A 22,499-nucleotide genomic window follows, 5' to 3' on the forward strand; every position below is an offset into this window, starting at 1 on the left:
CTTGTCCTGTACGATTTTTTATTCTGTCATCGGAGTGTCTGTGTAAATCAGCTCCTTGTGAAACTGATATCCTTATCTTAACAGAAAGTTGATGCGTGAAAAGGGTAAATGGTCGGAGTGATTAGAACATCGTCATGAGACATGGTGAATGCTAATCTAGAATTATCAACCCAATAGGGGCACAGGAGGCACGTTTATATGCGAATTATTCGATTTCTGGATGGAGAACAGAAGTGGCTGGCAGCCGTGACGGATGATGAACAAGCCTATCGTTTGCCACAGACCGATTTCATGACCTTGATCTACCAAGCGAGAGAACAGGGCATTTCAACAGTCCAACTTGTTGAAAGCGCTTTTAAACCTGTAAACAAACTGACCGACGATTGGACAACCCTGCATATTGTCAACCCCATTGAAGCACCCGAAGTATGGGCAGCAGGTGTAACGTATCAGCGAAGCCGGGAAGCTCGTAATTATGAAGCAACGGATGGCAAGCTGGATGCGACTACCTTTTACGATAAAGTTTATGATGCAGAACGTCCGGAAATTTTTTTCAAGTCCACAGCTGCTCGTACCATTGGACCCAATGAAGCGGTCACGCTACGCAGTGATTCCACATGGCAGATTCCAGAGCCCGAGCTTGGGCTTGTGCTTGCAGCTGATGGCAGCATTGTAGGATACATCGCAGGCAATGACATGAGCTGCCGGGATATCGAAGGGGAGAACCCACTGTATCTGCCGCAGGCCAAAATATGGCGCAATTCTTGCTCAATCGGGCCAGCGATCCGGCTAGCGGAAACGGTGCAGAACCCCTATGACCTAAGCATTATTTGTGAGATCTATCGCAATGGAGAAGTCATTGTAAAAAGTGAGGCCAGCACGAGTGAATTAAACCGTAAGCTGGATGAACTGGTGTCGTTTTTGGCAAGAGACAATGACTTGTTCGACGGTACAGTACTTCTGACCGGTACTAATATTGTACCGCCAAATGATTTTACACTTGAGCCAGGAGACCGTATCGAGATTTCAATCAGCAGCATCGGAACGTTAATTAATCCCGTTATTTCGAACTCGTGACAATCCGACAATTCTAAATACTAAATTCTAATGACTGATTAGAGAGGATGAAAACAATGAGCACTTTTCAGTTAGAGCAGACCTATAGCAATTTTATTAATGGAGAATGGGTGAAAGCTGCCAGTGGAAAAACAGACGCTAGCATCAACCCGGCCAATCGGAATGAAGTGGTGGGGCATGTACCTGCCTCTGGCGTGGAAGATCTAAATCAAGCGGTGGCAGCAGCAAAAGCAGCGGCAAAGTCTTGGCGGAAGTTAACTGGTGCTGAACGAGGTAATTTTCTTTTTCAGGCGGCAAACGTACTTGAACGCAGAGCGAATGAAGTCGCAGAAGCGATGACGAGAGAAATGGGGAAAACGTTCCCTGAAGCCAAAGGAGAAACAATGCGCGGCGTCGCGATCTTAAGATATTACGCAGGTGAAGGCATGCGCAAAACGGGTGATGTCATTCCGTCCACAGACAGCGAAGCTTTAATGTTTACTACGCGTGTACCGCTTGGTGTTGTTGGTGTAATTGCACCGTGGAACTTCCCGGTAGCTATCCCGATCTGGAAAGCTGCACCTGCGTTGATCTACGGCAATACGGTTGTTTTGAAACCTGCACAGGAGACAGCGGTTACGGCAGCCAAAGTGTTGGAATGTTTTGAAGAAGCAGGCTTTCCGGCTGGCGTTCTCAACCTGGTGTGTGGTAAAGGCTCGGTAATCGGTTCTGCAATGGCTGAACATCCAGATGTGAACGGGATTACGTTTACAGGCTCCAATGAAGTGGGTAAACGGGTCGGTGCTGCTGTACTTTCTAGGGGAGCCAAATATCAGCTTGAAATGGGTGGCAAAAACCCGGTCATCATTGCAGCTGATGCAGACCTGGATTTGGCTGTGGAAGGAACGATTAGCGGTGGCCTGAAATCAACGGGTCAGAAATGCACGGCGACCAGCCGCGTAATCATTGAACGAAAAGTCTATGATGCTTTCAAGGAAAAGCTTCTGGCAAAAGTTGAGGAAATTCGTTTGGGCGATGGTATGTCTGGCGAGAGCTGGATGGGTCCATGCGCAAGTGAAGGACAGCTTAATACAGTCCTGAGTTACATTCAAAAAGGACAGGATGAGGGTGCAATACTATTAGCCGGAGGGAACAGACCGGACAGTCCTGAGCTTGCAGAAGGATTCTATGTACAGCCGACGGTATTTGAAGGTGTCGAATCCCATATGTCGATCGCTAGAGAAGAAATATTTGGCCCAGTGCTGGCCTTAATGCCTGTAGATTCCATTGAAGAAGCTATAGAGCTAGCCAATGATAGTGACTATGGATTAAGTGCTGCAATCTATACACAAAACGTTGGATCGATGCTTTCGTTTATTCGTGATATGGACGCTGGACTTGTAAGAATTAATGCGGAAACAGCCGGTGTCGAGCTACAGGCTCCATTTGGCGGGATGAAGATGTCCAGTTCTCATTCCAGAGAGCAAGGTCAGGCGGCTATTGAATTTTTCACCGCAATCAAAACCGTCTTCGTGAAGTCTTAAACTGCGGGGAGAGATATCATGTACGAACAGATTCGATCCATTATGGGTGAAAATTCGCCTGATCTGAGTAACAATCAATCTGACCTCTTCACGATTCAAGCCCATGCTCCCGGGGTGGAAGGGCGTCTGCCTCTAACCGATGATTTACTGCGAAATGCGCCAAGTGGCGACTTGTTCGGTATGTCCCAGAATGTTGGCATGGGGTGGAAGCCTGGAGAGTTAAACGGTAAACAATATCTGATCTTAAGTACGCAAGGTGGTATACGCAATGAGGACGGCAGTCCCACAGCACTCGGTTATCATACGGGCCACTGGGAAGTTGGACTACTGATGAAAGCAGCGGCAGATGAATTGTCCAGCCGCGGCGGAATTCCGTTTGCCGGTTATGTTAGCGACCCCTGCGACGGCAGATCACAAGGAACAACCGGCATGTTCGACTCCCTGCCATATCGAAATGATGCTGCGATGGTGTTTCGCCGATTGATTCGATCTTTGCCCACACGCAAAGGTGTGTTAGGCGTGGCGACATGTGACAAGGGACTGCCCGCGATGATGCTTGCTCTAGCGGGTATGCCGCAGCTGCCAGGTGTTATTGTTCCTGGCGGTGTAACTCTTCCGCCTACGGATGGAGAAGACGCCGGGAAAATTCAGACGATCGGTGCAAGGTACTCAAGCGGAGAGCTTTCACTGGAGATGGCGTCAGAGTTAGGGTGCCGGGCTTGCGCTACCCCGGGCGGGGGCTGTCAGTTTTTAGGAACAGCGGCCACAGCTCAGGTTGTAGCTGAGGCGATGGGAATGACTGTGCCTCATGCTGCTCTAGCCCCTTCAGGGCAACCGATCTGGCTTGAGATGGCTCGGCAATCCTCACGTGCACTGATCCAAATGGAGACTCAAGGGTTGAGAATGGCGGACATTATCACCGATGCATCAATTCGCAATGCGATGGTAGTACATGCAGCCTTCGGCGGATCCACCAATCTGCTTCTTCATATTCCTGCCATTGCACATGCGGCCGGTTTAACCCTGCCCAATGTACAGGACTGGATTCAGGTCAATAAACATGTGCCGAGACTGGTGAGTGCGCTCCCTAATGGCCCCATTTTCTACCCAACCATTCGGGTTTTCCAGGCCGGTGGTGTGCCAGAAGTTATGCTTCACCTTAGACGTCTTGGTTTGTTGGATGAAACTGTAAAGACGGTAACAGGAACATCTCTGAGCCACGTCCTGGATTGGTGGGAGTCGTCTGAGCGTCGGCATGTTATGCGAAAACAATTGCAAGAGGCGGGTGGCATCGATCCGGACAGTGTCATTATGAGTGCGGAACACTCCCAGCGGCTGGGCATTTCCTCTACGGTGACATTTCCAACGGGCAATATTGCTCCCGAAGGCTCTGTTATCAAATCTACGTCCATTGACCCGGATGTACTCGATGAACAAGGAGTATATCATCACAAGGGGTTGGCCAAGGTATTTACCACTGAACGTGAAGCCATCCGTGCAATTAAAACAGGTGGAATAGTCGCGGGTGATATTATTGTCCTGCTTGGACGTGGGCCATCTGGAACAGGGATGGAGGAAACGTATCAACTTACTTCTGCACTTAAACATCTTTCCTTTGGAAAACATGTTTCGCTCATTACCGACGCCCGCTTCTCCGGTGTATCTACCGGTGCATGCATTGGTCATGTTGGACCGGAAGCGCTTGCCGGCGGCCCCATCGGAAAGTTGCGAAACGGTGATTTAATTGACATTGTCGTAGATCGGAACACGCTGGATGGAAGTGTTAATTTTGTCGGAGCGGAGGGGATCGAAGTTTCTCCCGAAAAAGGAGCATTGATCCTGGCACAGCGGCCTTTTCATCCGGATATGCGACCAGACCAAGCACTGCCTGACGATACACGCTTGTGGGCAGCGTTACAATCGGTCAGTGGAGGCACTTGGAGAGGCAATATATACGATGTAGACCGCATCATAACTGCACTTGAGGCTGGCAAAAAGGCGCTCGGTTGGAACTGAGGCTCTGCAATCAACGCATTCTTTTACCATGTGCTAGCCAGCAATGTTTCATAGCTATTACTTTTACCGGAGGTTGCTTTCATGAATACAACCACAACCATGATTACCAATCCGATCCTCACCGGCTTTCATCCCGATCCTTCCATATGCCGGGCAGGAGAAGATTATTATATTGCCACATCCACCTTCGAGTGGTTCCCAGGTGTCCGCGTTCATCACTCCAAGGATTTAGTTCACTGGCGTGCGTTACCTTCACCATTGACGCGAAAATCCCAGTTAAACATGGAGGGGAATATTAACTCTGGAGGCGTATGGGCGCCTTGTCTCAGCTATGATCACGGTGTGTTTTATCTGATATATACGGATGTGAAGAGCAGGATCGGTGCTTTTAAAGATACTCATAACTACCTCGTGACCGCAACAAATATCGAAGGTCCATGGTCGGAACCAATCTATCTGAATAGCAGCGGCTTTGATCCTTCTCTGTTTCATGATGAAGATGGACGTAAGTGGCTGGTAAACATGATTTGGGATCACCGTAAGGGCAAAAACCGCTTTGCAGGTATTGTACTTCAGGAGTATTCGGTTCAGGAGCAGAAGCTGGTCGGAACTGCTATCAATATTTTTAAAGGAACAGAACTGGGACTGACAGAGGCACCACATCTGTATAAACACAATGGTTATTATTATTTATTAACCGCTGAAGGTGGAACTGGTTATGAGCATGCAGTGACGGTTGCCCGTTCACGTACATTACAAGGCCCGTATGAAGTTGATCCGCACAATCCGATCCTCACATCACACGGAAGAACGGATTTACCACTACAAAAGGCAGGTCACGGATGTCTCGTCGAGACGCACACGGGCGAATGGTACATGGCACATCTGGTGGGCAGACCTGTTCAGGAGAAGCACTGTGTCCTTGGACGTGAAACGGCTCTGCAGCGCTGTACGTGGAGCGAGGATGGGTGGTTAAGGCTTGCAAGCGGGGATCGATATCCAGAACTTCAAGTGCCCGCACCGAATATAAAGCCTCATCCGTTTGAACCAACAGCGGAGATGGACCACTTTGATCAAGTAGAGCTTTGTAACGACTGGAATACTCTTCGTATCCCGCCCGACGAAAATTGGCTTACATTGAATGAACGTCCTGGCTACTTACGTTTGTATGGGATGGAATCCATGAGTTCAACACACCGACAAAGCATGCTTGCTCGCAGACTTGATGCTTTTGAGTGTGAAGCTGCAACGTGTCTGGAATTCGAACCGGATCATCCGCAGCAGATGGCTGGACTGATCCTCTATTACGATACGCAGGATTACCTTTACCTTAGGGTGACGTATCAAGAAGAAAAAGGACTATGCCTTGGGATCCTTCAGTCTAAATATGGAGTGTATGATGAGCTCTTGGAGGAAGACGTTCCGCTTCAGACAGGTAACCCAATCCGCTTAAAAGTAGTCGTTCACCATGATCGTGCCTGCTTCTACTATGCGTTAGAAAAGCGCGAAGCATCATGGACTCAGGTCGGTGAGTGGACGGATATTACGCATTTATGCGATGAATCCCCGGAATACATCCGGTTCACGGGTACTTATATTGGTCTTTGTGTGCAGGATCTCGGTGGAACCCGAAGACATGCTGATTTTGATTATTTTCGTTATTCCACATCATAGATAATGAAGAAGATGGCTCCTGTTTTCACGGGGGGCCATCTTTTAGGTTTAGAGACATAATTTTATAAAAGGTAGCCTCACTTTAACTAGTTCGCGTGATACATAGAGTTCAGGTATTTTAGAATCTGTGCGCTGTCCTCAATGGAAGTGCGTAATGCGATGTAGCCATCAGGACGAATCAATAAAAGTGTCTCGCTTGTAATATCGTACATTTTATAGGCATTACCTGCTGCGTCAATAATGCATTCTTCCCCTTCGACATGTGATGGTACAATGCAGTGCGTATGGAGTTCATCAAAAGTGAAGTCCATTAGAGAAAGGTGGTCTGTACGGTTTACAAAAGCGAAAAGAGTCCAGTGTGGGCCGCGCAACAGGTCAAAGGCATCTCCTGTGAACTCAGCACTTTGCAGACCCTTGGCATTAGGAGCACGATCTCCAGGCATTGAACGGGTAACATTGGCTTGATGAGAGGGGAGGGTAAGAGAACTTGAACGATAAGAAATAAGAAGTCCGCTCGTTAGATCATCAGATACGGTGTTTAAGGATTGGGATAATGCTCCACGTTCAGTCACTGTCCCTAAAATCGCTCTCATTTTTTTGGTGCTATCCTCAAGCACCGCTTGAGCTATAGGACGACGTTCTTCATCATAGGTGTCAAGCAGGGCGGATTTCGCTCCGCGTATGACGGATTCCAGTTTCCATCCTAGGTTGTAGGCGTCCTGCATCCCGGTATTCATGCCTTGTCCTCCGGCTGGTGAGTGAACATGCGCGGCGTCTCCGGCAAGAAAAACCCGACCGTTGCGGTAAGATTCAACCATTCGCACATTGATACGGTAGATAGATAGCGATGAGGCATCCGTAAGCCGAACATGCCCAGCACCTGCTCGTCGGTTAAACATATCCTGATACACTTCTAACGACGGATTTTCCGGTTCCTTAATCTCTGAAGAAATGGTAGCTTGGAGTTGCCAAATGTCGGATTTCGGTAATGGCGTTACTCCAATCATCCCTTCCGGAGAAGTCCAGATATGGATATGATCACGATCTAGTCCTTCCAAACGCACATCGCCAAGATACCAGCGTTCATGATCGTGTGTATTCCCAACCAATGGATGATGGATAAATTTGCGAACACTACTTTTCCCACCATCAGCGCCAACCACATAACGGGCATGAATTTGCTCTTTTCCTTCTGGTGTATTCACCGTTACCTGCACACCCTCCATGTCTTGAACAAGTCCTACGGCTTCCATATCCAACTCCACTTTACCGCCAAACATCTCATATCGGTCACGTAATGCCTTTTCCACATCAAATTGAGCAATCCAGACCGGATCTGGATAGGGTGATCCCAGTTCAGCGCTGGCCGCAACGGTAATAGAGGGCTTAACTATACTTCTGCCATCCTCGTTGTAATAGCGCACAGGTAAATCCACGACACCTGTGTCCATAATGTAACGAACGGCTTCCAAATCATCAACGACTTCAAGCGAACGGGGCTGAATTCCTTTGGCCCGGGACGCTACGTTATACGAAGTGCTTCGTTCGATAATCCGATGGTCTACGTTTCGACGGGCAAGGTCGCAGGCAAGTGTCAGCCCTGTAGGCCCAGCCCCGACAATAAGAACATCAACAAAAGACTGCGGCGTGTTCATAAATAAATTCCTCCTTGATCATGGATTGGGATAGGTCATATAAACTAAACTACACCGTGCAGTGTAGTTTGTAAAGAGCAACTCATTTTTGATAGTATAGTTATAGGGGGGAAGCTTAAGGATGAATACTACGGAAAACAAAAAAGTCCGCAAAGGCTCTTCTGACAAAAGAGCGAAAATTATTGCGGCGGCACGAGGCTTGTTTCTCTCAGATGGGTTTGATCGTTCCAGCGTCGATGCGGTCGCAGCTAAAGCAGGTGTTTCGAAAAGAACAGTTTATGATTATTACGGTGACAAACAAAACTTGTTGCTTGCTGTTGTGGAAGACACAAGTTGGGCGGTTTTGGACATGATCAAACAAGGGATAACAGACTACCTCTCGGAATTCGAAGATCTGGAGCAGGCGCTTATCTTGTTCTGTGAACAATTCATAGCTTCTGCGAACGGTTCTTCTGATTATAGAGCTTTGATCCGTCTGGTGACGATGGAAGAAGCCAACCTACCCATCTCTTTTTTAGAAAAGTTAGACAATGCAACAGAGGAGGGGCTAATCAGGAGGTTTACCGAGTTGGGAGAAAACGGACTTCTTCATGTGCCCGATCCTGAACTGGCTACAAAGCATTTCGCCGCATTAACGTTTTTAATGGTATTTAATCAACCGAAAAAAATCGAAAATTTTCAGGATGTACAAACCAATCGAATCATCACTGAAGGGGTACGTGTCTTTCTTCGCGCCTATGGGCAACACACCATTTATTATAAAAAATGAAGAATTGTCCTGATCGTTGGGTTCACTTTTGAAAGAATTACATTCAGGAGGGAGTACATATGAAGCAATACAAAGTGATTCACCCGCATAAGTCCAATTATCCAGACCCTATTGTTCTGGCTAAGGGAGATATCGTTCATTACGGAGAAGAAGATACTGAATTTCCGAACTGGATTTTTTGTGAATCTATCGAGTCTAAGAAGCGTGGCTGGGTACCCAAGCAAATACTGAGCACGCCTAATGAAGAACAAATGGCAAAAGTACAAGAAGACTACTCAGCATACGAACTAAACGTGGCTCCAGGTACGGTAGTGCAAAAAGAACGAGAACTAAACGAATGGAGCTATGTGCATACAACTGAAGGGGAGAAGGGCTGGGTGCCCAACAAAGTCATCACTCCATTAGAACAATGACCCGTTGGGTTCTACGTCATAATGGAACAACCCATTTCTTCACAAAGATTACTTACGCATGTGTAGCCATTCCGATTGCAAAATCGCGTATTGATACTCATCGACCCAATGACCCTTGGACATATAATTTTCGAGCAAATGTCCTTCGCGTCTCATACCCAAACGTTCCAGAACGTGAATAGACTTTGTGTTACGCACATCGGAAAAAGCGATCAATTTATGTTTGTTCAGTGTACCGAAAACATAGTCAAGCAGGGCACAAAGTGCTTCATGCATATATCCTTTCCCTTGATGCTCAGGCGCAAGCGTAAATCCAAGCTCGACAATTCGAGGTTCGGCTCCAAGGGTATGAAGCGCGCAATCTCCGATGATCTGATCAGACCCAGCTAAAGCAACCGCGTATTGAAACCACGTCCCTGGCTGATCAGGGGAAGATGCTAATTGACGGCTGACAAATGATTCTGCATCTTGAATCGAATAATTTTCCCACGATTGAAAACGGGCAATATCGGGATTAGAGCGGTATTGATAGAAGGACTGTACATCTTGCATGCCGAACTTTCGAATCACGAGACGCTCCGAAACGGCAAATACTTCGTTCGATTTTTTCATTTTAAAGACCTCATTTTTTTTCTTTTGATTTTCGCTATTCACTAGTTCGTTTTCGATTTGAAAAATTCAATCAGCCACTCCGCTAGCTGGTGTTGCGCTTTGCTAATGAATCGATCTGCATAGTAAGTCAACTCCATATGCCGAACAGGTGCAGGCCCTACGATGGGGATCGTTATGATATCTTCCCAGCCGGAATGCTGTTTTAACAGTTCTCTAGGCTGGATTGTTGCACCAATACCTGCAGCTACTAGCTGCAACAGGGAAGATGCAGAACCTGCTTCCATCACCGTCGTTAATTCCAGGCCTTGCTCCCGGAAAACTTCATCCACCAAATCTCTGCCAATATACCCTTTGGGATACATGACTAGCGCAAGCCGTGTCAATTCTTCCAGGGTTATTTCATGTTTTTTCGCAAGATCACTGGATGCATGAACAAACAGTTCATAAGGCTCACTTCCCAGTGGTATCTGTACGAGGCGCTTGTCCTTGGAACCACGTAGCCCGATACCAAGATCCACTTTATGTGTCAGTACTTCGTCTCGAACGAAAATGGTTGAAAAAGCCTGCAGTTTTGTATGAGGGTACCGGGTCTTGAATTCAACAAACAGCGGAACAAGTTGAAAATCAAGATCAGAGGGTAACACAGCAAGCCGGACCGTTCCTCGCTTCTCCGATACGAGTTCTTGAATCGCACTTTTTGCATCCATTTCAGCCTGAATCATTTTCATGCCGTATTGGTGAAGAAGCCTGCCTGCCTCAGTTGCAACTACTTTTTTTCCAATTCGATCGAAAAGGGGCATTCCGACTTCAGCCTCCAGCAGACGGATCTGCTGACTCAACGTAGGCTGTGAAATCCCGAGAAGCTCTGCGGCTTTCGTGAAGTGAAGATGCTCAAAGACGGCCATAAAATACGTTATATTTCGAGTATCCATCTTTTTCTCCTCGTTTAATCATAGTATTTCACTATCATAATAATACGAATTATTGGATTGATCAATGGATGGGACGGACGTATACTCAAAGTGACTTCAAGAAGAACCAGGAGGAAAAGAACGATGAAAAAATTATTATATTTATTCGCACTATTTATTGCGGCATTGAACCTGCGACCTATCATTACTTCCGTGGCATCCATGATGAGCATGATTCAAACCGAGCTAGGTATAAGTGCGTTAACAGCAAGCCTTCTGACTACACTGCCTGTCCTGTGTATGGGATTATTTGCTCCCGTCGCCACCACGTTAAGTCAGCGGCTCGGTTTGGAGCGAACTATTTTTATCTCGCTTCTTCTCATCACAGTGGCCACTGCACTACGCAGTGTAGATCAATCTGTTACCGTACTACTTGCTACTGCTTTAGTCGGAGGGATCGGCATCAGCCTCGCGGGACCGCTACTATCAAGTTTCATTAAAAAGTATTTCCCAACAAGCCCAGGCATAGTGAGTATTTATTCCGTATCGATGACGATTGGGGCAGCACTGGCATCTGGGTTAACCATTCCGATTTATAATCAAAATCAACACAATCTTTCACTAGCCTTGTCCTGCTGGGCCGCTTTTGGCTTCATTGCTGTGCTCTTCTGGATCGGACTTATTAGAAAAAACAAACCCTCCAGCAGCAGATCACAGCGTGTTAAACTGCCCCTGGGCAATAAAAAAGCGATTCAATTCACCTTGTTTTTTGGCCTCATGGCCAGTATGTTCTATAGCTTGACAGCCTGGATTTCCCCGATCGCTCTTAGCTTTGGATACAGTGCACCAAACGCAGCGTTGCTTCTGACCGTGTTCACATTAATTCAAGTTCCTGTCGCGGTACTGATTCCGAATCTTGTAAACCGTTCAGGCAAGATCAAACTATGGCTTGTCTTGTGTAGTATTTCTGAACTCATCGGTTTAGTGTTACTCTTGTCGCCTGTGCCCATGCTTCCAGCCATGATTTTTCTCGGTATCGGGGCTGGTGGATTGTTTCCGCTAGCGTTGATGCTACCCATTATGGCAACAAATACGGCTGAGGAAGCAGGATCGTGGTCAGCGATGTCACAGATGGGAGGTTATATCATGGGTGCCTTCGGTCCGCTTGTTATTGGATGGATCTTTGATCTCAGCGGACGGTTTAACGTATCCATTATTGCCATGCTGGCCATTGTAATGCTAATGATTAGTGTACAGTTATCCATGAACTTGGGGAGAAAAGCTGTTGAAGCTCCTAAGGGTAATGAAGCGCAAAAAAGCTGATAAGAAAATTACCAAAATCAGGTTCGATCATTGAATTAGAGCGCTTAAGCTGTTACAGATCCTACACAAATTCATAGTACAAATCGCCGCAACCTACTGTTTGAACAGGTTTGCGGCGATTGTTCATTCTATGCTTGTTCTGCAGCCTCCATAATGATTTCCCCCAGCGTCGGGTGAGGATGAATGGTCATGGCCAAATCTTCAACTGTCGCTCCCATTTCAATAGCAAGAGACAACTCGGAGATCAGCGTAGAAGCATCAGCCCCGACAATCTGTGCACCTAATACAAGCCCCGTCGTAGCGTGAGCTACAATTTTAACAAAACCTTCGGTTTCCTTCAGAGCGAGTGCACGGCCGTTGATGGAAAAAGCAGATTTTCCAACAACAGTAGGAATGGATTTCTGTTCACATTCCGTCTCGCTAAGACCAACGCTAGTGATCTCCGGATGTGAAAACACGACTAGCGGAATCGCCTTGTAGTCGATGATCGAGGGTTTACCTGCAGTTGCCTCAGCTGCAATTTTTGCTTCATACGAAGCTTTATGAGCTAGAGCAGGGCCTTGAACGATATCTCCAATAGCATAAATATGCGGGATGGATGTTCTGCACTGCGCGTCAATCTCGATCAAGCCTTGTGGAGTAGGGGAGAGACCTATATTTTCAAGACCTAAAGTGCCGTCTGTGTTCGGTTTCCTGCCGACCGTAATTAACGCATATTCCGCTTGAACAACGCCGTGATCATTCAGACGTGTATAGTGGAGATCGATGTGACTCGTATACTGATCTACTCCCGTAACTTTAGCTCCGGTTAAGATGGTTATGCCGTCCTTTTTTAGTTGACGAATAACAGGTTCAACAAGCTCTGCTTCGAATCCGGGCAAAATCTGTTCACCCCCCTCAAGCATCGTAACTTTGGTTCCAAATCTCGCAAACATCTGACCGAGCTCCACGCCAATATAACCGCCTCCAACCACAACTAGGCTTTCTGGAATTTTCGGCAACGATAGCGCTTCGCTGGATGAGAGGATTCGTCCGCCAAAGGGAAGAGCACTTATTTCAATCGGACGGGAGCCGGTTGCCAAGATGAGGTGCTTAAAGACTATATGGCGCTCACCCTCTTCAGCATGATGAATCGCGGCGGTATGTGCATCTATCAAGTTTGCTTCACCTGCCAGAACAGTAACGCCCGCCGTTTTGAGCAAAAACTGAACTCCTCCAGACTGCTTATCCACCACGGCTTGCTTGAATGCCTGAGCCTCCTGAAAAGAAATACCTTTGTCCACAGCACCCCAATGCTTGCGTAAAGCAAAACGCTCCGCTTCGCCAATTAGTGCTTTGGAAGGGATACAGCCTATATGCGTACATACGCCGCCGATCTGCTGACGCTCCACGACCGCTGTTTTCATCCCGAGTTGTGAGGATCGTAGTGCGGCCACATAACCTCCTGGCCCTGATCCAATGACCAGTGTGTCTACAGCTTCTAATGCATTCATAGTGGGTACCTCCGAAATAAAATATGATGATCGTAATATATTATAATCATCATATTTTAAAGGAGTCAATACTCCATTTATGATCACCTTTCCTCTGCTGAAAGTACTGATCTATGAATTGACATTACATAATATGATAAATATAATATTTTAAAAACGATCGATATATACAGACCTAGGCAAAAAGGAGAGGAAGCACGATGCCTTATCCGAAAGGGCACAAACTCAAAGTTCGCAACCATATCATTACTAGTGCGGCTAAAGCATTCCGAACCCACGGCGTTCGAAATATAAGTCTTCCACATATTATGAAAGGTGCCGGACTGACACACGGGGGATTTTACTCTCATTTTGAAAACAAAGATCAGCTTGTGAAGGAGACCTGTCATTTTGCTATTAGTGACACTATGGAGATGCTACAAAAAGTTGCTGATAAAAACAAAAATGAAGATCAGTCTGCAATTGAGGCTGTCATTGATTTTTATTTAGGCTCCTTGCATCGAGATCAAACGGAAGTCGGTTGTATCCTACCTGCACTGTCAGGTGAAATTTCTCAGCTATCGGAGGAAATACGGCAGGCTTATACACGAGAGTTACAGCGTTTTATTACGTTTATTACAGAGTTGGCTGAAATAGATACTTCTGCCGGTTATGCGCTAGTGAGCAGTATGGTAGGAACCGTTGCTTTGGCACGTGCAGTCAGTGATTCAAAGTTCAGTGATGATTTGTTACAAGCGGGCCGTACACAGGCCAAACAAACGGTGAACGCTGGCTCCAAGTAACACCCAAATGAATTGATGAGTCAGATGAATGGGGGATTGATCGAATGATCATTAGAGAAGCGAGAACTTCAGATTATGCACAATTGAGAGAAATTTATTTGCATTCCCGGCGGGAGAACTTCCACTGGGCTAATGCCGATGAGATGACTCTCGAAGATTTTGACCGGGATACATCGGAAGAAGAGATTCTTGTGGCCGAATCAGGGGATCAAATCCTTGGATTTGCTTCACTATATGTACCTGACCGTTTTGTTCATAATTTGTTTGTGCACCCCAAGGCGGCTGGGAAAGGCGCAGGTAAACTGTTACTCCAGCAATCGATAGCCAGATTGGGGACACCCGTCACGTTAAAGTGTGTTTCAGACAATCATAAGGCGCTGTCGTTCTATAAAAAGCAGGGCTGGAAGACCGTTATCGAAGAGGGTGAACCAGGAGCGAGATACTGGGTGCTTGTATATAAATAGGCTCTAACGATATTTAGATGATTTTTGATACTTAGTTAACAGAGATGAGGGAGGATCAGACATGAACATTTAACAAATAAACAAAAACGGAGTATCCATCGCTTACGTCACGAATAACGAAACACTAATCTCGGATGTGCAATCGGCCTTAGACTTAATGGCAACCGTTAGATATGAATTGGACTCCAACCTGATCATCGTTAATAAATCGGAAGTTAGTGAAGCGTTCTTTGATCTGAAAACACGTCTGGCTGGTGAAGTACTGCAAAAATTCATCAATTATCAGACCAAAATTGCGATTATTGGCGATTACTCAGGCTATACCAGCAAAAGTCTGAAAGACTTTATCTACGAGAGTAGTAATGGTAATGATATATTTTTCGTTCAAGACGTGGAACAGGCTATTGAAAAATTAAGCAGCTTGAAAGCATAAAGTCAACAGATCGACAGTGTGGTTAAAATAAAGCATGAGCGTTCCTTCGATTAAAAATAATCGCATGATTGAAAGACATATCTTATTTCATTTGCATGCAGAAAATGTGGTTATACATCCATTTCAGGCAGGTGAGAATCAAGTGTGTCTTTTTTACATTTTATAAAATCAACTTAGTTTATCCAATATACAAAGTTTCGTAAACATGTTATTATCTCACCAAGTTCAAGTAAAAGGTGGTGTAAAGCTTATAATGGATCAACATCTTAAACGAGCGATCCTCAGCGGAAATACCTCGCTTGGTATTGAATTTGGATCAACACGGATCAAAGCTGTTCTGATCAATAACACGCATGAAATCATTGCTTCCAGTAGCTATGAATGGGAAAATCAGTGGAATAATCATTACTGGACCTATCATCCCCATAAGATGGTTCAAGGGTTGCAAGAAGTTTATGCTCAACTGAAGCAGCAGGTTATGAACAATTATGGAGTGATGCTGAACAGCATAGGCTCCATCGGTCTATCCGGCATGATGCAGGGTTATCTTGTTTTGGACAGCATGGGAGAATTGTTAGTTCCATTTCGGACTTGGCGTAATATCGCAACGAGTCATGCAGCAACATTCTTAACCAGGGAGTTCCAATATAAAATTCCGGAGCGATGGAGTATTGCGCATCTTTACCAAGCCATCTTAAACGATGAAGAACATGTAAGGGACATTAACTATATGACAACGTTGTCGGGTTACATGCACTTTCTTCTAACAGGTAATAAAGCGCTCGGTGTGGGCGATGCTTCGGGCATGTTCCCGGTCAATAGGATGACCAGAGGATACAATGAAGAGATGATTGAGCAGTTCAACGAATTCATTAGCCATAAAGATTACCCATGGAAACTTGAAGATCTTTTACCTTCTGTTTATTCGGCTGGTGAACATGCAGGCTATCTTCATGAAGCCGGTGCACGTCTCATCGACCCGTCTGGCGATTTACAAGCAGGCATTCCGTTCTGCCCTCCGGAAGGGGATGCAGGAACAGGCATGGTAGCTACGAATAGTATCCATACAAGTAGCGGCAGTCTATCCGCAGGAACATCTATTTTTGCTATGATTGTTCTGGATAAAGATATGGGGGTGTATCCCGAGATTGACATTGTGACTACACCGGATGGAAGTCCTGTTGGTATGGTTCTTGCCAACAATTGCACTAGTGATATCAATGCATGGATCAGAATTTTTCATGAGTTTTATGAAGCATTAGGATATAAAGCTGACGCCAGTCACTTGTTCCATGTTCTGTTTAATAAAGCCCTCGAAGCAGACCCGGATGGCGGCGGTTTGCTAAGTTATGGTTACTATTCGGGAGAGAAAATTACCGGTATGACTCAGGGGCGTCCGTTATTTGTTCGTTCTCCAGAGAGCCGCTTTACACTCGCTAATTTTATGAGGACACATCTGTTCAGTGCGTTTGGCGCATTAAGGATCGGAATGGACATTTTAACGCAGAAAGAGAAAATAAAGGTTGACCATATCTTGTCACATGGCGGATTATTCAAGACGCCCTTAGTCGGCCAGAAAATGTGTGCGGCTGCACTTAACGTTCCCGTATCTGTCATGCCGACTGCTGGTGAGGGCGGCGCATGGGGTATAGCCGTATTAGCTTCCTACATGGTTTGTAAGGAGAAAAACGAAAGTTTGACAGATTACCTCCATCTGAAAGTATTCAAAGACATCGAAGCCCTGAAGATTGATCCGGACATTTCTGATGTGAACGGGTTCAACCGCTTTATGGAAAGGTACACGAAAGGAATAGCCATTGAGCAAGCAGCAGGCGATCATTTACAGAAAAGAGATGAAATCCATTGACTGAATTCGTTTGGGGAATATTCGCAGTAGATGCCTCTGCACACTTTCCTAATTTTTTTCCTATTGGCATGTACAGCACGAGGGAAGAGGACGTGAAAGAAATCGACACTTTACCCCGAGATCACAATTATCAATTGCTGCGAATGCCGCTGAATCATAACTTTGCGTTTTACCACAAAAAAACGGGGAAGCTGGCAGGAATGGATTCAATCCATCACGAACATTTCCATTTTAAGGATGAAGGTTAACTGTAGCTCTTATTTTTCAGATGGATTAGACTATGCTCAAACGTTCTGGAGGAAAATATTGTAAGATAGGGGCGATGTACGTTATGAATAAAACGATTCTCGAATTTGTGACTTGGGCTGAGTCAAACGGATGGATTGTAACTCTTAAATCCGAACGTGACCTCCATCTAGATCCTCGTTTACTCACTAGATACACGGATATTCCCGCGGAGTATACAGCGTTTTTGCGTGTGGTCAACGAATGTATGACACCTAACGAGCAGACGTGGTTCCTGTGTGAGGCTGACTACAACGATAGCTCTGATTCGGACTTTCACTGGAATGAATTTGAATTAATCAGCCTGGATGCAGCAGTGGACGATGAGGCGTGGCGATCAGAAATTACGGAATGGTGGGATAAGTATCTGCCGATTATGATGTCTGTTCGTGATGGATATTCTTTTTATGCCATAGATTTAAACAATGAGATTGGTTCTATAGTACGGGGAGAAGAACCTGAGTTTGAAGAGGTTAACAAAGTCGCAGACAATTTGCATCATTTTTTACGACAAATAATGTCCGATTCAATTAAACTTTAATAAGCAGTAACCCGTAGAAATACGTCCACAAGTTATACCACTTGTGTAAACATGGAAGAGCAGTTTTCTTTAAGAGAAGCTGCTTTTTGAGTTTCCAATTTGTATCATTACCATTTTTAAACAAACCTTAAACATGACGTGGACTGGTTTTAAACAGAGAATGTTAAGCTGAACTTCATCACAGCAGAAGGAGTGTCAGCCTAATGAATCCATGGTACAAAAAGGTTTTATTATCCACAGCAGTAATCTGCAGCTTAAGTATGGTGTCTGTGAGTGCATCGGCGTATATGGCAGGTTCTTCTAAAGAGGGACAAGAGAGCCTTATATCTTCTGATCTAATCTGGAAAGAACACGTTCGTACAAATGCCAAAACGATCACATCGGTCAAACTGGAAAAAGAGGATGAATACAATGATTTGAAGTTTCTGAAGTCTGTTCTAGCAGATAAACAAATCGTTAGCTTGGGCGAAGCTTCGCATGGTGCCTCTGAGTACAATTCGATGAAAGTGCGGTTAGTTCAATTCTTGCATGAGGAATTAGGATTTAACGTCATCGCATTCGAGTCTAATCTTTCGGATACAGCTACTGCGTATTCACAGGTTCAGCAGACGACGCCGGAACAATTGATGAAAAATTCTATTTTTGGTGTGTGGCAGGTTAAAGAAAACTTGCCTTTGTTTGAATACATTGCAGCGCAGAGCAAGACCGATCATCCATTGATTTTAACCGGATTTGACGCTCAAGGCCCAAAGGAATCTTTCATTACTTTCATCAAAGATTGGTTCGCCCAAGTCGATCCAAGTAAAGCGAGCGGTTTTGCTCAAACGGAACAATGGTATCTGAAAATGAACACGATTACCGACATGGATGAATTCAACAAGCAGAAAAAGAAGATTAAAGAAAAATATCTAGCTCTTCAGCAATTCGTAAGCGAAAATCAAGATGAATTACATCAAGCACAGCCAAAACAATCCGACTTGGTACCCTTGATTGAACGTGTATTGCAAAACCGTTTGGATATGCTGGATAACTATCATCCACACATCATAAACATGTTTGCTGGAATTGACCCTGAGAAGCAGTTACAAATGGCGAGTTATGAACGTGATCGCGTTATGGCCGATAACCTGACTTGGCTTGCCAAAACGGTATATCCCAATGAAAAAATGATCGTATGGGGACATAACTATCACATTCGTAAACACAATTCTACGATGATCACAGAGCATAACGGTTATGATTTTGACGAGAATCCATATCCCACCATGGGGGAGCTTCTGCCTTATTCACTGAAACAAGCTAATTATGTAATCGGTTTATTTGCTTACCAAGGAAGCTCATCCAAAAATAATGGCGAAGAGGAACAGGTTCAATCTCATGACAAGGGTAGCCTGGAAGATATTCTAGGAACAGAGATGGGTGTTGCAGGATTTATAGATCTGAGAGACCAAGCATTAAGCCCAGCGACGGAATGGATGTTTACACCTCGTATAGCCAAGGCGTGGGGCGTATTGGATGAAAAGATGATTCCTCGCGATCAATATGACGGAATCTTGTTGATCCGCGACATTCATCCTTCAACAAAGTAGAATTAGCACAAAATCTAAATTTTGCAAAAAATCTAAGGATACCTAACGAACTAAACGAGCCGAGCAAGTGGAGGAAAGTGCTCAGGACGTTTAAAAAAGCCGCTATTGAGCGGCTTTTTTAATTTTGGTTTAGATTAGACTTTTTTACAATGTCATTTTTCAAAATATCTTTTTCCGGAAAGTTATTGATACTTCTGCTTATCTTTGAATAATGTCTACAATCTGTTTAAGCGCCTTTTTCGCTTCAGGTATAGGAAATACGGGGAAGACATGATTCATTTTTGGATACTCAAAATAGTTTATGTCAACCGACTGACGGGCAGCTTTTTCTCTGAATTTTCGAGCATCCGGAAGGAAAAATTCATGTGTACCAATAAACAGAGAAATCTTGCCCAGATTTTTAATCTCTCCATGAATAGGACTAACTAAATAATGTGTTCGCGGGGTTTCACCAGCGTACCTCTTTCCAGCTTCAACCAACATGTCCCAATTCAACATCGGCTCTTTATCAATCATGGCAAGGACTTGAGGGTTATTTAGGGTGATATCAAGCCACGGAGAGAGTAGAATAATGTCTTTAGGCTGTGGCAATTCTTGCTCTAATAAATATTGTGCAAAGGCTAGAGAGAGACCACCTCCGGCAGAATCGCCCATGATGACCATATTTTCAGGTTTCGCTATTTTTAATATATGCTGGTACACCTTAAGGACACTTTCTATTGCAGCCGTATATTGATTGTCCGGAGCTTTCGGGTAGATTGGCACGAAAACCGTGCAATTCAATTGCTCCCTTAAGTTGTGTAAGAAATGCCAGTGCCAAGTTAGTGGTTGCTCAACATATCCTCCGCCAGGCAAATACAACACAATTCGTTCGTCGGAACGAGAATTTGATTTTAGTATATACGTATCCAAAGGCAGGTTACCGTCTTTAGTGATATTGTACTTCTGTTTAAGTTTAGCAGGGACTTGATAGGATTCACTGTTGATCTGACTGCGTTTTTCCATAAATTCATTTACGTCCATCTTTTTTTTCGTGATTCTCAGCAATACTTCTACAAGAAAACTTTGTATACTCCGCATCATATCTTCCTCCTGTAATGAGAATACTTGATTTTAAACATAAAAGATATTTAAATATAATTTAGTATCATTAATATATATTTAATGATGAGAGGAATGAACATGAATATTTCACAGTTGCAATATTTGCTTTCCGCTGCACAATGGGGTTCATTTACGAAAGCTGCAAATGTACATCATCTTACCGTACCAACCATTAGTCAGTCGATCAAACAATTGGAAGATGAGCTGAACACAGTTATTTTTCACCGGACAAAAAAAGGCGTCCTTCCAACAGCAGAAGGGGAGTTGATTCTCCAGCATGCGGCAGCCGTTCTCAAAAATATAGAACAGATGCAAGGTGCATTGCTTACTCTAAAAGAAGAATCCTTGGAGAGTATTACCATCTCCAGCATTCCGGGTTTTGTTCCTCAAGTGGTGCAGACGATGCTGGAATTGATGAAAACCTATCCGACACTTAGAGTTCAGATGATCGAGGGGGATACGCAGAAGGTAATGAAGGACGTTCAAGAGGGTCATGCCAATATGGGCTTGCTATCGTACCCAAAAAGCCAAAGGAACACTTTATTTGATTGGGTCCCCATTGTTGAAGGTGACGCAGTATTGATCATGAACACCCGTTCACCTTTACGTTTTTTTAAAACGATATCGCCTGAAGACTTACATAATGAAGTATTTGTCCTATATAAAGACGAACAGATCGAAACAATCGCACACACATTAATGTCCGCCAATCATACCAACCGTATCGCCTTGATCACCAATAATATGGATGCATTATGTCAAATGATTGTTTATGGGAATGCCATCACGATTGCTCCCGATTTTATATTAAATGCGTTATCTTCGATCTATCTGGAACAATTAGTTACGGTTCCTTTGCAACAATTCAGCGCAGAGAAAGCCGTTCTAGGCAGAATCACACGAACAGATGAACCCATTTCTAAAATGACGGGAGAATTGACAACCAAGCTGACAAATCTCGTGCAAAACACAAAAGGCTCTTCGTTGGATTAATCCAGTGTGAGCCTTTTATTATTGTTTATGTAAGAAACAAATTAAATTATACTCTGCCTATTTAGCGACTGATTCTACACAATATACTAATGATATGGATACAACATAATCGTCAGGATAGCATAGGTGTCCGGCCAACTAAGGGCTCAGAAAAGACAACAATATATTGCGGAGGTTACAATGAAGGCGACAATTCAACAAATAACAGTTACAAACAAAGAACCATTTGAAAATTTATTTAATTATTATCTCTATGAGCTTTCTGCTTACTCACAGGAGGATATTGGAACAGAAGGTACATTCGATATGGAAGATATCTCGCCATATTATAAGGATGAACGGTTGTATCCTTACTTCATCACATATAATGAAAAAATGGTTGGATTTATTCTGGTTACTTCTCCTCCCTATGTTGCAAATGAAGTGGACTATTCGGTGCAGGAGCTATTTGTATTACCCAAATATAGAGGCTCGAATATAGCCAAAGATGCTGTCATGCAAATCTTCAAACTGTATTCGGGTCGGTATGAGGTGGGGATGTTCAAATCGAATATGAAAGCTGTTAAGTTCTGGACAAAATTGATATCAACACTTGACGTTTCCGTCTTCGTAGAAGATAGTTTCATTGAAATTCAAGGAAATGTATTGCAGACGACTGGTATGAAATTTACGGTGTCCTGCGAGTCTATTTTGGTATGAATGAAAGTGACTTGTTCATGACATCCTACAGAAGTAGTACCATTCTCATTTCCTGAGGAGGAGATCTTATATGGCTCGCCAGAAGAAAAGGCAGGAAGCTGCTTGGAAGTCACGTAAGCAAGAACAGCACCCTCATGGTAAAATCAGATCGCTCAAAGAAATATCAAGCGAATATGAAGAGAAGAATACTACGGACTAAGAGCATGACTGTCGGCGATATTTGCCGGCAGTCATTTTGCATTTAAATTTGATTTTTAACAGCATTTTTTATATATG

General features: G+C 44.5%; 20 protein-coding genes and 1 pseudogene. 16 read left to right on the plus strand and 5 right to left on the minus strand.

What is annotated here, in order from left to right; genetic code table 11:
- Positions 1 to 198 precede the first annotated feature (198 nt).
- The 4 genes from MKY23_RS14845 to MKY23_RS14860 all read left to right on the plus strand — a co-directional run bounded on the left by MKY23_RS14845 (position 199) and on the right by MKY23_RS14860 (position 6,290).
- Positions 199 to 1,077, plus strand: coding sequence for a fumarylacetoacetate hydrolase family protein (locus tag MKY23_RS14845; protein ID WP_339830457.1), 879 nt, complete (start codon positions 199 to 201; stop codon positions 1,075 to 1,077).
- A 56-nt stretch (positions 1,078 to 1,133) separates the two neighbouring features.
- A complete protein-coding gene (gucD, locus tag MKY23_RS14850) occupies positions 1,134 to 2,600 on the plus strand; it encodes an alpha-ketoglutaric semialdehyde dehydrogenase GucD (protein WP_339830458.1) in 1,467 nt (488 codons plus the stop codon).
- 18 nt (positions 2,601 to 2,618) lie between these two features.
- Entirely contained in the window at positions 2,619 to 4,616 is a 1,998-nt protein-coding gene (locus tag MKY23_RS14855) for a YjhG/YagF family D-xylonate dehydratase (RefSeq protein ID WP_339830460.1), read from the plus strand.
- Positions 4,617 to 4,697: 81 nt separating this feature from the next.
- Complete coding sequence (locus MKY23_RS14860; RefSeq protein ID WP_339830462.1) at positions 4,698 to 6,290, plus strand: glycoside hydrolase family 43 protein; 1,593 nt, start codon at positions 4,698 to 4,700, stop codon at positions 6,288 to 6,290.
- 86 nt (positions 6,291 to 6,376) lie between these two features.
- On the opposite strand, the gene MKY23_RS14865 is transcribed toward MKY23_RS14860, so the two are convergent.
- The gene (locus MKY23_RS14865) at positions 6,377 to 7,945 is read right to left on the minus strand and encodes an FAD-dependent monooxygenase (RefSeq protein WP_339830464.1); all 1,569 of its coding nucleotides are present in this window, start codon (positions 7,943 to 7,945) and stop codon (positions 6,377 to 6,379) included.
- Between the two features lie 121 nt (positions 7,946 to 8,066).
- On the opposite strand from MKY23_RS14865, the gene MKY23_RS14870 reads away from it, so the two are divergent.
- Complete coding sequence (locus MKY23_RS14870; RefSeq protein WP_339830466.1) at positions 8,067 to 8,714, plus strand: TetR/AcrR family transcriptional regulator; 648 nt, start codon at positions 8,067 to 8,069, stop codon at positions 8,712 to 8,714.
- Between the two features lie 59 nt (positions 8,715 to 8,773).
- Complete coding sequence (locus tag MKY23_RS14875) at positions 8,774 to 9,127, plus strand: SH3 domain-containing protein (RefSeq protein ID WP_154888834.1); 354 nt, start codon at positions 8,774 to 8,776, stop codon at positions 9,125 to 9,127.
- A gap of 48 nt (positions 9,128 to 9,175) precedes the next feature.
- On the opposite strand, the gene MKY23_RS14880 is transcribed toward MKY23_RS14875, so the two are convergent.
- Both MKY23_RS14880 and MKY23_RS14885 read right to left on the minus strand, forming a co-directional pair.
- A complete protein-coding gene (locus MKY23_RS14880; RefSeq protein ID WP_339830470.1) occupies positions 9,176 to 9,739 on the minus strand; it encodes a GNAT family protein in 564 nt (187 codons plus the stop codon).
- Positions 9,740 to 9,780: 41 nt separating this feature from the next.
- Positions 9,781 to 10,671: a LysR family transcriptional regulator gene (locus MKY23_RS14885; protein WP_339830472.1), complete on the minus strand. Its 891-nt coding sequence runs from the start codon at positions 10,669 to 10,671 to the stop codon at positions 9,781 to 9,783.
- 123 nt (positions 10,672 to 10,794) lie between these two features.
- Here MKY23_RS14885 and MKY23_RS14890 point away from each other — a divergent pair, with 123 nt between their 5' ends.
- On the plus strand, positions 10,795 to 11,973 hold the full coding sequence (locus MKY23_RS14890; protein WP_339830474.1) for an MFS transporter: 1,179 nt from the start codon (positions 10,795 to 10,797) through the stop codon (positions 11,971 to 11,973).
- 128 nt (positions 11,974 to 12,101) lie between these two features.
- Here MKY23_RS14890 and lpdA read toward each other — a convergent pair whose 3' ends face one another.
- A complete protein-coding gene (lpdA, locus tag MKY23_RS14895; RefSeq protein ID WP_339830476.1) occupies positions 12,102 to 13,466 on the minus strand; it encodes a dihydrolipoyl dehydrogenase in 1,365 nt (454 codons plus the stop codon).
- Positions 13,467 to 13,666: 200 nt separating this feature from the next.
- Between lpdA and MKY23_RS14900 the strand changes: the two genes are divergently transcribed.
- From MKY23_RS14900 to MKY23_RS14925, 6 genes are all read left to right on the plus strand, one after another.
- Positions 13,667 to 14,248 (plus strand): TetR/AcrR family transcriptional regulator, encoded by a 582-nt coding sequence (locus MKY23_RS14900; RefSeq protein ID WP_154959170.1) that lies wholly within the window; start codon positions 13,667 to 13,669, stop codon positions 14,246 to 14,248.
- A gap of 44 nt (positions 14,249 to 14,292) precedes the next feature.
- Positions 14,293 to 14,712, plus strand: a complete 420-nt coding sequence (locus MKY23_RS14905; RefSeq protein WP_154959171.1) for a GNAT family N-acetyltransferase — start codon at positions 14,293 to 14,295, stop codon at positions 14,710 to 14,712.
- Positions 14,713 to 14,788: 76 nt separating this feature from the next.
- Positions 14,789 to 15,145 (plus strand): DUF4180 domain-containing protein, encoded by a 357-nt coding sequence (locus tag MKY23_RS14910; protein WP_154959172.1) that lies wholly within the window; start codon positions 14,789 to 14,791, stop codon positions 15,143 to 15,145.
- A 253-nt stretch (positions 15,146 to 15,398) separates the two neighbouring features.
- Positions 15,399 to 17,012 (plus strand): FGGY-family carbohydrate kinase, encoded by a 1,614-nt coding sequence (locus MKY23_RS14915; protein ID WP_339830479.1) that lies wholly within the window; start codon positions 15,399 to 15,401, stop codon positions 17,010 to 17,012.
- Between the two features lie 331 nt (positions 17,013 to 17,343).
- Entirely contained in the window at positions 17,344 to 17,838 is a 495-nt protein-coding gene (locus MKY23_RS14920) for an SMI1/KNR4 family protein (protein WP_339830481.1), read from the plus strand.
- A gap of 203 nt (positions 17,839 to 18,041) precedes the next feature.
- A complete protein-coding gene (locus tag MKY23_RS14925; RefSeq protein WP_339830482.1) occupies positions 18,042 to 19,427 on the plus strand; it encodes an erythromycin esterase family protein in 1,386 nt (461 codons plus the stop codon).
- Between the two features lie 198 nt (positions 19,428 to 19,625).
- Here MKY23_RS14925 and MKY23_RS14930 read toward each other — a convergent pair.
- Positions 19,626 to 20,522, minus strand: a pseudogene (locus MKY23_RS14930) (alpha/beta hydrolase); the annotation flags it as partial.
- Between the two features lie 87 nt (positions 20,523 to 20,609).
- On the opposite strand from MKY23_RS14930, the gene MKY23_RS14935 reads away from it, so the two are divergent.
- The 3 genes from MKY23_RS14935 (at position 20,610) to MKY23_RS14945 (ending at position 22,422) form a co-directional block, all read left to right on the plus strand.
- Positions 20,610 to 21,524 carry a LysR family transcriptional regulator gene (locus MKY23_RS14935; protein WP_339830484.1) on the plus strand — a complete coding sequence of 305 codons (915 nt, stop codon included), beginning with the start codon at positions 20,610 to 20,612 and terminating at the stop codon, positions 21,522 to 21,524.
- A gap of 180 nt (positions 21,525 to 21,704) precedes the next feature.
- Positions 21,705 to 22,223 (plus strand): GNAT family N-acetyltransferase, encoded by a 519-nt coding sequence (locus MKY23_RS14940; RefSeq protein ID WP_339830486.1) that lies wholly within the window; start codon positions 21,705 to 21,707, stop codon positions 22,221 to 22,223.
- 70 nt (positions 22,224 to 22,293) lie between these two features.
- Entirely contained in the window at positions 22,294 to 22,422 is a 129-nt protein-coding gene (locus MKY23_RS14945) for a DUF6254 family protein (protein WP_222128654.1), read from the plus strand.
- Positions 22,423 to 22,499 lie beyond the last annotated feature (77 nt).

The organism is Paenibacillus sp. FSL R7-0272 (assembly GCF_037969905.1).
GTDB lineage: Bacteria > Bacillota > Bacilli > Paenibacillales > Paenibacillaceae > Paenibacillus > Paenibacillus polysaccharolyticus.